Annotated in this window: 8 protein-coding genes and 1 riboswitch; of the genes, 2 read left to right on the top strand and 6 right to left on the bottom strand. The window is 37.7% G+C overall.

What is annotated here, in order from left to right; genetic code table 11:
• The 3 genes from ACOI1D_RS19575 to ACOI1D_RS19565 all read right to left on the bottom strand — a co-directional run.
• Positions 1-1,003, bottom strand: a 1,003-nt coding sequence (locus ACOI1D_RS19575; protein WP_422503659.1) for a PQQ-dependent sugar dehydrogenase, incomplete at its 3' end; no start/stop codon positions are given.
• Positions 1,004-1,112: 109 nt separating this feature from the next.
• Positions 1,113-1,430: a hypothetical protein gene (locus ACOI1D_RS19570; RefSeq protein ID WP_422503657.1), complete on the bottom strand. Its 318-nt coding sequence runs from the start codon at positions 1,428-1,430 to the stop codon at positions 1,113-1,115.
• A gap of 227 nt (positions 1,431-1,657) precedes the next feature.
• Positions 1,658-1,918, bottom strand: a complete 261-nt coding sequence (locus tag ACOI1D_RS19565) for a hypothetical protein (protein WP_422503655.1) — start codon at positions 1,916-1,918, stop codon at positions 1,658-1,660.
• Positions 1,919-2,288: 370 nt separating this feature from the next.
• Positions 2,289-2,405, top strand: a riboswitch (SAM riboswitch).
• Positions 2,406-2,511: 106 nt separating this feature from the next.
• Between ACOI1D_RS19565 and ACOI1D_RS19560 the strand changes: the two genes are divergently transcribed.
• Complete coding sequence (locus tag ACOI1D_RS19560; protein ID WP_422503653.1) at positions 2,512-4,269, top strand: aminotransferase class I/II-fold pyridoxal phosphate-dependent enzyme; 1,758 nt, start codon at positions 2,512-2,514, stop codon at positions 4,267-4,269.
• A 53-nt stretch (positions 4,270-4,322) separates the two neighbouring features.
• Here the strand turns inward: ACOI1D_RS19560 and typA are convergent, their stop codons facing one another.
• The 3 genes from typA to ACOI1D_RS19545 all read right to left on the bottom strand — a co-directional run bounded on the left by typA (position 4,323) and on the right by ACOI1D_RS19545 (position 8,248).
• Positions 4,323-6,155 carry a translational GTPase TypA gene (typA, locus tag ACOI1D_RS19555; RefSeq protein ID WP_422503651.1) on the bottom strand — a complete coding sequence of 611 codons (1,833 nt, stop codon included), beginning with the start codon at positions 6,153-6,155 and terminating at the stop codon, positions 4,323-4,325.
• A 75-nt stretch (positions 6,156-6,230) separates the two neighbouring features.
• The gene (locus ACOI1D_RS19550; protein WP_422503650.1) at positions 6,231-7,562 is read right to left on the bottom strand and encodes a sensor histidine kinase; all 1,332 of its coding nucleotides are present in this window, start codon (positions 7,560-7,562) and stop codon (positions 6,231-6,233) included.
• Positions 7,562-8,248, bottom strand: a complete 687-nt coding sequence (locus ACOI1D_RS19545) for a response regulator transcription factor (RefSeq protein ID WP_422503648.1) — start codon at positions 8,246-8,248, stop codon at positions 7,562-7,564. The genes ACOI1D_RS19550 and ACOI1D_RS19545 overlap by 1 nt, the downstream gene beginning before the upstream one ends.
• Before the next feature lie 308 nt (positions 8,249-8,556).
• Between ACOI1D_RS19545 and ACOI1D_RS19540 the strand changes: the two genes are divergently transcribed.
• A complete protein-coding gene (locus ACOI1D_RS19540) occupies positions 8,557-9,858 on the top strand; it encodes a S1C family serine protease (protein ID WP_422503646.1) in 1,302 nt (433 codons plus the stop codon).
• Positions 9,859-9,973 lie beyond the last annotated feature (115 nt).

The raw sequence follows: 9,973 nt of genomic DNA, 5'->3' as shown, positions 1-9,973 counted from the left end.
TTTTGGCTGGTTCACCCCGTCCATCTGTATTATTTGTAATAAAATATATTCCATTATCAGCAGCTAATACATCCCTGACACGCCCGAACTCATTAATAATCAACTTAACTTCCAAATTCTCAGGGTTAAACTTTCTAACGCCCTGACCTCGTAACGATGCGTAATAGAATTCACCTTCGAGATAGTCCATTCCTGATGGTGCCCAGGTAGTTTCACCCGAGTGAGCTACAGGAGCTATCATTTCTGCCTTAGTTTCGTCACCTCGAATGTCCGGCCAACCATAGTTACCTCCTTTTACTATCCGATTAATTTCATCATAGGCATTTGATCCATGCTCTGTAGCATACAAAATCCCATCATCATTCCATGCAAGCCCTTGGGGGTTTCGGTGCCCATATGAATAAATATAGGAGTCATCAAATGGATTCTCCTTTGGGATTGAACCATCCATGTTCATTCGCAGAATCTTTCCCGAAAGACTATCCAAATCCTGTGCATTGTTTTCAACAGTTGCATCACCAGTAGTAATGTACAGCTTGTCATCTGGACCGATAGCAATTCTTCCACCCTGATGGTATTTACCGCCTGGAATTTTGTCGAGCAATATCTCTATTTCCTGCCAACTATTTTTGGTTTCTCTCATTCTAATAACACGTTGAAAATATTCTCCATTTTCCTGATAGGAATAATAAGCAAAGGCTTCTTTTGGTTCATTAATGGCTATACCCAGCAGGCCAGCTTCTGCCTGATTTGATATTTCTTGGTCAAAGTTAACTGTTTTCCTTGTCTGATCCCCATTTTCTACTGTTACAATTGCTTCAGTTCTTTCACTAATATAGAACGTTTCGTTTATAAGTTGTATTTCCCACGGTTCATTTAAATTTTTTGCAATAACGCTGAATTCCGCATTACTGTTGGGTGGAGTTTGTTTATCAACTGTTTCTTCTGAACAACCAACTAGTAAAAAAAGTAAACAGAATGCTGCAAAGAAAGTTTTCAACATTATCTCTCCCAACTTAGTTTTGTTTGCTATAGTTTAACGTTGTTTTGTATAAGCTTCAAATCCCATAAAATAACGTTCCTGGTGTCCGCTTTTTTGCTTGGATATATCTTCACTGAACAATGATTTTATCCGCTACTTTGTTATCAATTTGATTATTAGGTCCAACATCTACAACCCAAATTTTTACTTTTTGGCCTGACTTCAACTCTGAAAAAATTGCAACCTCTCCACTGATTTCAGTTTTGTTATCCACCAAAATATCATAAGTTGGATAGCTTGCTTCTGGGTCTACTTCACTATTTGCTACAAGGATACTTTCTTCTTTCATTTCAATAATTTCCCCTTGAAAGTTTGCTTCATTGTCGTTAACACAACTCATAACGAACAGAAGAATTACCATAGACGCAAGTGCTAATATTTTTCTCATGATAACCCTATCCTTTCTTGGTATATCTGACGAACAAAATCACTAAAAAGTCTCTGACTCTTATTCACTAATGCTTTTTACATACAAGCTCTGATTTATTCATATACCTTATAGAAAAATAAAACTGTTTAGCTGGATTAAGTAATAACCTTCCAGTTTGGCTTATGAAATCTTTATTCCGTTGGCCTCATGTAGAAGGAATTATTGATAATAATCTATGGATTTCACTATTTCTTTTTATCATATAAATCAAAAGTTAAGGCAATAGTGGACAAAATCACCCCAAGGATTAATGATGTGGTTCCGTATACTGCAGATGCCACCCATCCTTTTCCAAACCAGACATATAACCAAGCACAAATGCTAAATAAGATAAAAACCGAACAAATAACATATTTAAGTTTCTTCTTTTTTGGCAGGAATAGATGTATTGAATAAAAAGCTACAGAGCTGAAAAAAACAATCATAACCAACAAAAATATATCCAAATTTCATTACCCCTTAAATATAGTACATTAACTTAATACAGTTATCCCTACGAGAATTGCGGTTAAAAAGTAAGGGGCTGAAAAAATGGTAAACACAGCAATGAAAGCCTTCTCAAAATTAGATTCTGTACTAAATTTATATTTATTTTACCATAAATCCAATAATTCATAGATAACTCTGAAAAAATGAATTATTATTTTTTGTATCCATGGTTGAGTAGATAACACATCTTACTCGGAGTGATAGTGTATATCCCGAAGTTAGGCTAGGACAAGGTCTATAGATTTTTATAACCTACAACAATTTTTTATAAATTAATGGTTGACGGAAGTAACTATTGGATATATAATTATCGTTAAATTCAAATAACTCTTATCAAGAGCGGCGGAGGGAATAGGCCCTGTGAAGCCCAGCAACCATCTGGCTATACTTTAGCTGTGAAAGGTGCTAAATCCTACAGGTCAATAATGATCTGGAAGATAAGGGGAGGACCGGTTACAAACGCCCTCTTCTTAGGAAGGTGGTTTTTTATTTTCCCTCCTTTTTATACTCCCAGACCATTAATAGCCTACCACTAAAGGAGGAATTATTAATGTCAAATTTCAATCTTCACAACCCGGAAACAGTACTGCTTCACGGAGGTCAGCAACCTGACCCAACAACAGGTTCACGAGCTGTCCCTATCTATCAAACAACTTCCTATTTATTTCGCGATACAGAACATGCACAAAACTTATTTGGTCTTGCAGAACCCGGAAATATCTATACTCGCATTGGAAATCCTACAGTAGATGTTTTTGAGCAACGAATAGCTTTGCTTGAAGATGGTGTTGCTGCTGTCGCAACATCTTCTGGTATGGCCGCAATTACACTTGCAATTTTAAACGTGGCTGGTGCAGGTGATGAGATTGTTGCAGATAGTAATTTATATGGCGGGACATACAGTCTGTTTGCGAATACGTTACCACGCTATGGAATAGATGTTAAATTCGTTAATGCTACCGATCCAGAAGAAATCCGTGCAGCACTGACTGATAAAACAAAAGCTGTTTTTGGAGAGATTATTACGAACCCAAGTCTTAATGTTTTCGATGTTGAAACCGTCGCAGCAATCGCCCATGAGCATGGCATCCCATTAATTATTGATAATACATTTGCAACTCCATATGTTACAAAACCACTCACTTTCGGTGCTGACATCGTGGTACATTCTGCAACCAAATGGATTGGTGGTCATGGTACAACGATTGGCGGTGTTGTTGTTGATGGGGGCCGTTTTAATTTTGATAATGAAAAGTTCCCTGGATTTACTGAACCCGATGAAAGCTATAATGGACTCCGTTATATTGACGTAGGCCCGGCAGCATTCGCAATTAAATTACGGGTTCAACTTCTCCGTGATATTGGCGCGGCCTTAAGTCCACACAGTGCATTTTTACTTTTACAAGGCTTAGAAACATTACATTTACGTATTGAACGTCACAATAAGAATACAAAGGAAGTCGCTGCATACCTAGAGAAACATCCAGCAGTCGAGTGGGTGAATTATCCTGGACTTAAAGACCATCCATCTCACAGTTTGGCAAAAAAATATTTTAACAATGGATTTGGATCCGTAATAACCTTTGGGGTTAAAGGTGGTCTTGAGGCAGGCAAAAAGCTGATTGACAGTGTGACACTCTGGTCGCATGTTGCGAATGTTGGCGACGCAAAATCGCTTATTATTCATCCAGCTTCAACAACCCATCAACAGCTAAGTGAAGAGGGTTTAAAACAAAGCGGTGTTACAGAGGAACTGGTTCGTTTATCTATCGGAATTGAATCCACTGAAGACATTTTAGCAGATTTGGATCAAGCCATAGCTAAAGCAACAAATTCAGCTGAAACAATCAGTTCCTCTACAGACGACGCCATTAAATGGTTAGTAGGCTCTCCTTTTAAACGGGACAATGGGGCAGTAAGCAAAAAAGTAATAGCAGTATTTGGCCTTGATGATTCGTCAAGTAGTCACTACAGTAGTGCTGAACAACTTAAAAATCTCGGTTTCCATCTTGTAGCGATTAGCGAATCAGAAGAAAAAATCCTTGGTCAGGAATCCTATAAACAGCTTGACGAAGTCCCTTATGGCGTTGATGCAGTATGGTTAAACGGTAAGGTTTTGCCAACAACAATTGAACAGCTCATCAACAAACAGGGTAGAATTCTGTGGGTTGAAAATCCATTAGCCGATGATCATCTTACAGACCAAGCTGGTGCAGCTGGAATTACTCTCGTTTCAAACAAAAATCCTTATCAGGAAGCTATCCGTGTACGAGGGAACAATCCTGCCAATACACCTGTTGAAGTGTAAATGAACCAAAAAAACAGTGAGAGCTTAAATTAATTAGCTCTCACTGTTTTTATTTATCCTATAGAAGTTGATTTCTTTGAAGCTCTTTCACGTTCACTTTTGTTCAGGATTTTTTTACGTAAACGAATTGATTCAGGTGTTACTTCACAATATTCATCGTCATTAAGGTACTCAATTGCTTCCTCTAACGACATTGTTCTTGTTTTTCGAATCGTAGACGTTTGGTCTTTATTTGCTGAACGAACGTTTGTCAAATGCTTTTCTTTTGTTATATTAACTGTTAAGTCATTGTCACGATTATGCTCGCCAACAATCATACCAGCATATAGTTCTGTACCTGGTTCAACAAAGATTACACCACGGTCTTCCAATTGCATGATACCGTATGTGGATGCTTTTCCAGTGTCAAGTCCAACTAGAACACCTTTCGTTCTACCACCAACTTGACCTTTGATGATTGGTTCATACTTATCAAACGTATGGTTTAGAATTCCATAACCACGTGTTTGAGACATGAATTCGGTAGCATAACCAATTAATCCGCGTGAAGGAACTTTAAATTCAATACGAACCTGACCATTACCATGGTTTATCATATCAACCATTTCACCTTTACGTGCACCAAGTGATTCCATTACACCACCAGTGTATTCCTCAGGAACATCAACCTGTACACGCTCTACTGGTTCACATTTTTGACCATCAATTTCTCTGATGATTACCTGTGGCTTAGAAAGCTGTAACTCATAGCCTTCACGACGCATATTTTCAATTAAAATAGATAGGTGCAGTTCTCCACGACCTGAAACAACCCATGCGTCTGGTGATTCTGTTGGATCAACACGCAGACTAACATCTGTTTCAAGTTGCTTTAATAAACGCTCTTCTATTCTTCTTGATGTTAAATACTTACCTTCTTTTCCTGCAAATGGGCTGTTGTTTACAAGGAAAGTCATTTGTAAAGTTGGCTCATCAATGCGAAGGAATGGTAGAGCTTCCGGATGATCCGGTGGGCAAATTGTTTCCCCAACGTTTAGATCCTCAAGCCCTGCAACTGCAACAATATCTCCTGCCTTTGCTTCTTCAATTTCGATACGCTTCAGGCCAATGAAACCGAATAATTTAGAAATACGGGATGCTTTCTGTGTCCCATCTTCCTTCATTAAAACAACTTGCTGTCCTACCTTCATTGTTCCACGGAATACACGGCCTACACCGATTCTTCCAACGTAATCATTGTAATCAAGTAACGCTACCTGGAATTGCAAAGGGTCTACTGACGTATCAGCTGGTGCTGGAATATTTTCTAAAATCGTCTTGAAAACAGGGTCCATTGTTTCTTCTTGTTTATCAGGTTGATCACTTGATGTACCATTTAACGCGGATGCATAAACAACAGGGAATTCCAACTGCTCATCATCAGCTCCAAGTTCGATGAATAAGTCAAGCACTTCATCAATTACTTCACTTGGACGCGCTCCTGGACGGTCAATTTTATTTAACACTACTACTGGAGTAAGTTTTTGTTCTAATGCTTTCTTTAAAACAAATCGTGTTTGTGGCATACACCCTTCATATGCATCAACGACTAACAAAACACCGTCAACCATTTTCATGATACGTTCCACTTCTCCGCCAAAATCAGCATGTCCTGGTGTATCTAAAATATTGATCGCTATATCATTATATTTAATCGCTGTGTTTTTAGCGAGAATCGTAATTCCGCGTTCACGCTCAATATCATTTGAATCCATAGCTCGTTCTTCCACTTGTTCATTTTCACGAAATGTACCCGAGTATTTTAATAATTGATCCACAAGTGTAGTTTTACCATGGTCAACGTGGGCGATGATCGCGATATTCCGAATATCTTCTCTTAATTGCATATTAGTACGCTCCTCTTCCGTTACAGATAACTCAAACTATAATATTGTATCACACTTTGTCACTATTTCAAAATTTTATTTTTCTGAGAACGCTACGATAAATTTAGCACCACCAAGTTCTGAGGTACCAACCGTAATATTTCCGCCTGATTGTTGTACAATTGCACGTGCAATTGCAAGACCAAGTCCCGTCTCTCCTTTATTACCTTTAATAAAACGATGGAAAATTTGAGGCATTAGCTCTTTGTCTATACCTTCCCCATCATCTTCAATACTAATTGTAATCATGCGGTTAATTTGCCTGACATTTATTACTACCTTAGAGTTCGCATGGCGGATTCCGTTAAACGTTATATTCAACAAGGCACGCAATAGTTTTTCAGGGTCAACATGCACATCCAGTGTTTCATCCACTTCGTGTAAAATCCGGATTTCTTTTTCGTTCGTTATGGGCAATGCTCTGTCTAATACTTGATCGACAATTTCCTTTAAATTAACATTTCCAGGCTGATAGGAGGATTGATCACTATCAAGTTTCGCAAGGAGGATCATTTCATTAATTATTTTCTTAAGTCTGTGCACCTCGGTAACCATCACTTCTAAACCTTTTCCCTTTTCTTCCTTATCAAAAACACCATCACGTATTCCTTCAGCATATCCTTGGATGGTCATTAAAGGTGTCTTTAATTCATGACTTGCATTTTGAAAAAATTGTTGTTGGGACTTCATATAACGTTGTAATTCATCTGCCATTTCAAAGACACTTTTTTCAACTTCCTTAATCTCACCGGTAGCATTAATTGGCTCGAGCTTATCAAATTCCCGTTTTTCGATTTTTTTAAGTTGCCATTTCAAGCGTGTTAGTGGAGTTACTAACTTGTTCGTGAAAATATAACTTATAATAACCGCAGCGATTGCTCCTATTATAAAGACAATGAACAGCTTTTTAATAAAGTCCTGCTGTACTGCCTGCAGTTCATTTAATGGTGTCAAAAGGATGAGTTCAAGACCTGTGCTTTCAGGATACATAAGAATTCTGGATGTTACATACTTATTATTCCCTAAACCCCACAATTCTTTTCCCATATTTGAAAAATCATTATCGAGCAAAAGTTCATCAACAACCTGTTTCGGCATTGTTGAATCTAGAACCTTATTTTGGGACCGGTCGTATAGCATTAATTGGAGATTTTGATCCTGTAAGAAACCACTGATATGTTCAACGCTTGGCTGCAGATTTTCCTGGTTAAGTATTTGAACCAGAAGTTCACCTTTTTGATTTAATTCCGCTTTCTCATCCTGAATTAGAAGATCGAGGATCAGTGAATAAATGACAAATCCTGTAACAGACATGATAACCAAAAGTAGTGTAGTGAATGCAATATTTAATTGAAAGTGGAGTTTCATTATTCCTCTTCACTCCGCAATCGGTACCCATATCCCCAGACTGTCTCTAGTTGAATGTCACTCATCTTTTTACGGATTCGTTTGACCAGATCATCTACAGCACGGTCACTTCCGAAATAATCGTCGCCCCATATTTTCACCAGTAACTCTTCCCTTGAGAATGCACGGTTCACGTTTTCTGCAAACAATAGCAGCATTTCGTATTCCTTTGTTGTAATTTCAACTTCTTCCGATTCCCAAAATAAACGCCGATCATTTTTCTGGATGACAAGATTATCTATCCTGATTTTTTCACTCTCCTGATCAGCACTCTGTGTGGGCGGATTTGAACGTTTAAATAAACGTTTCACACGTGCAACCAACTCACGGGGACTAAATGGTTTCGTTAAATAATCGTCCCCACCAAGTTCAATACCAAGGATTTTATCAATTTCTTCATCCTTAGCAGAAATAATGATAATAGGAACATCGCTCACATTTCTGATTTTTTTACAAAAGTCATATCCGTCCATTCCAGGAAGCATAATATCTAAAACCCACATATCAGGAGGTTGTGTTTCCCATAATTGCCAGGCTTCCTCTGCAGATCCCAGTATACTTATTGTAAAACCCTCTTTCTTTAAATAAGCGGACACAATATTTTGGATGTTTGTATCGTCTTCTACAACACCTATATGGTAATTCATCATTAAACCCTCCTTATTTCCTTATCTTATATATATTTTTACATAAGTTCGAGTTTGTGCATAATGATATGAAATACTTAAAGTTCAAACTTGTTCCACTGGAAAGGAAAACTATACAACTAAACTGATTAATTACATACTCTTTCCACATTTTTACCAAAATCATGCCAAAGTACGCTAGTAGAATATAGAGTATAGGAATAGCGGACACAAATGCTATTTACTAATAGACGTATTTATAAGAACGATTTGGCAATAACTGGTAAATGTGCCAGGCACCTGTCGAATAATAGAAAGGATGATTGGTTATGGAACGTGATGATAATTTAGATGGTAATTATGATGATAATCAGATAGATGATATTAACTTACAGGATGATGAGCCGCAGACTAAGTTTCAAAAAAGGGAAGCTGATCCTGGTTTAACTAAGCCGTCTCAGCCTAGTAAGAAAGAATCCAAAACAAAGAGATCTGGATTCGGTGTATTATTTGGGGGTCTAATAGGTGGAATAGTAGCTGCTGCTATAGTGGTGTTAATGTTTACGAATAACCTAATACCATTAAATAACAGTGACGCTAAAAGTTCTGCTGCGGATAAAGAGAGTACTGAACCGGAAATCGCACAAACAGTTTCAACCGAAACTGACATAGCTTCCAATCTGGAAGAAATAACAGATGCTGCTGTTGGTGTAATTAACCTTCAACAAGGAAGTGCCTGGAATCCTAGCCAAAAAGCAGGATCAGGATCTGGTGTAATCTATAAAAAAGAAAATGGTAAAGCATACGTAGTAACAAATCACCATGTAATTGAAGGTGCTGAAGGAATAAATGTAGTACTTAATAACGGTGACAAAATAAAAGCTAAATTGTTGGGATCAGACGCTTTAACAGATTTAGCTGTATTACAAATTGATGGAGCTAAAGTCGATACGGTCGCGAAATTAGGATCTTCTGCAGATGCTAAGATTGGTGAAACAGTGGTTGCAATTGGAAATCCACTTGGCATGAACTTTGCAAACTCTATTACTAAAGGAATTATCAGTGGGAAAGAACGTTCCATCAGCATTGATACGAATAAAGATAACCAACCAGATTGGGTTACAGAAGTAATTCAGACAGATGCTGCAATTAACCCTGGAAATAGTGGTGGAGCATTAGTTAACACAGATGGCGAGGTAATTGGTATCAACTCCATGAAAATCGCTAAAGCATCAGTAGAAGGATTAGGTTTTGCTATCCCTATTGATACAGCAATTCCAATCATGAAACAATTAGAAAATAATGGTGAGGTTGAACGTCCATTCATCGGAATTACTACAGCATCACTTGAACAAGTACCTGCTCAGTATCGGTCACAAATCACACTTCCAGAAGGATTAAAGGGTGGGATGGTTATTGCACAGGTACAACAAGGATCACCAGCTTCTCAAGCCGGATTACAACAATTTGATATTATCAGCAAAATAAACGGCCAGGAAGTGACTTCTTTATTAGACTTAAGAAAGTATTTATACACAGAAACCGAAATAGGTGACACTGTGAAAATTGAATTCTACCGTGATGGCAAAGCACAAACTGCTGAATTAAAGTTAGTAGCACGCGGTGAGTAAAACAAAAAGGATGATCCATTTTATATGGGTCATCTTTTTTTGCATTAAAATAACTGATTTTCACTTTGGGTTTGCGTAAGAGTTTTTGTTTTAAACAATTTAAAAAGATAGTATT

Source organism: Virgibacillus sp. DJP39 (assembly GCF_049310925.1).
In the GTDB taxonomy this organism is placed as follows: domain Bacteria; phylum Bacillota; class Bacilli; order Bacillales; family Amphibacillaceae; genus Virgibacillus_F.
Note: the sequence above shows the minus strand (reverse complement) of the source record. Positions and strands in the feature narration are given on the sequence as shown.

Bases quoted from the DNA above. Each gene is read 5' to 3' on its own strand.
- ACOI1D_RS19570 (WP_422503657.1), bottom strand. From the start codon at position 1,430: ATGAGAAAAATATTAGCACTTGCGTCTATGGTAATTCTTCTGTTCGTT.
- ACOI1D_RS19560 (WP_422503653.1), top strand. From the start codon at position 2,512: ATGTCAAATTTCAATCTTCACAACCCGGAAACAGTACTGCTTCACGGA.
- typA (WP_422503651.1), bottom strand. From the start codon at position 6,155: ATGCAATTAAGAGAAGATATTCGGAATATCGCGATCATCGCCCACGTT.
- ACOI1D_RS19550 (WP_422503650.1), bottom strand. From the start codon at position 7,562: ATGAAACTCCACTTTCAATTAAATATTGCATTCACTACACTACTTTTG.
- ACOI1D_RS19545 (WP_422503648.1), bottom strand. From the start codon at position 8,248: ATGAATTACCATATAGGTGTTGTAGAAGACGATACAAACATCCAAAAT.
- ACOI1D_RS19540 (WP_422503646.1), top strand. From the start codon at position 8,557: ATGGAACGTGATGATAATTTAGATGGTAATTATGATGATAATCAGATA.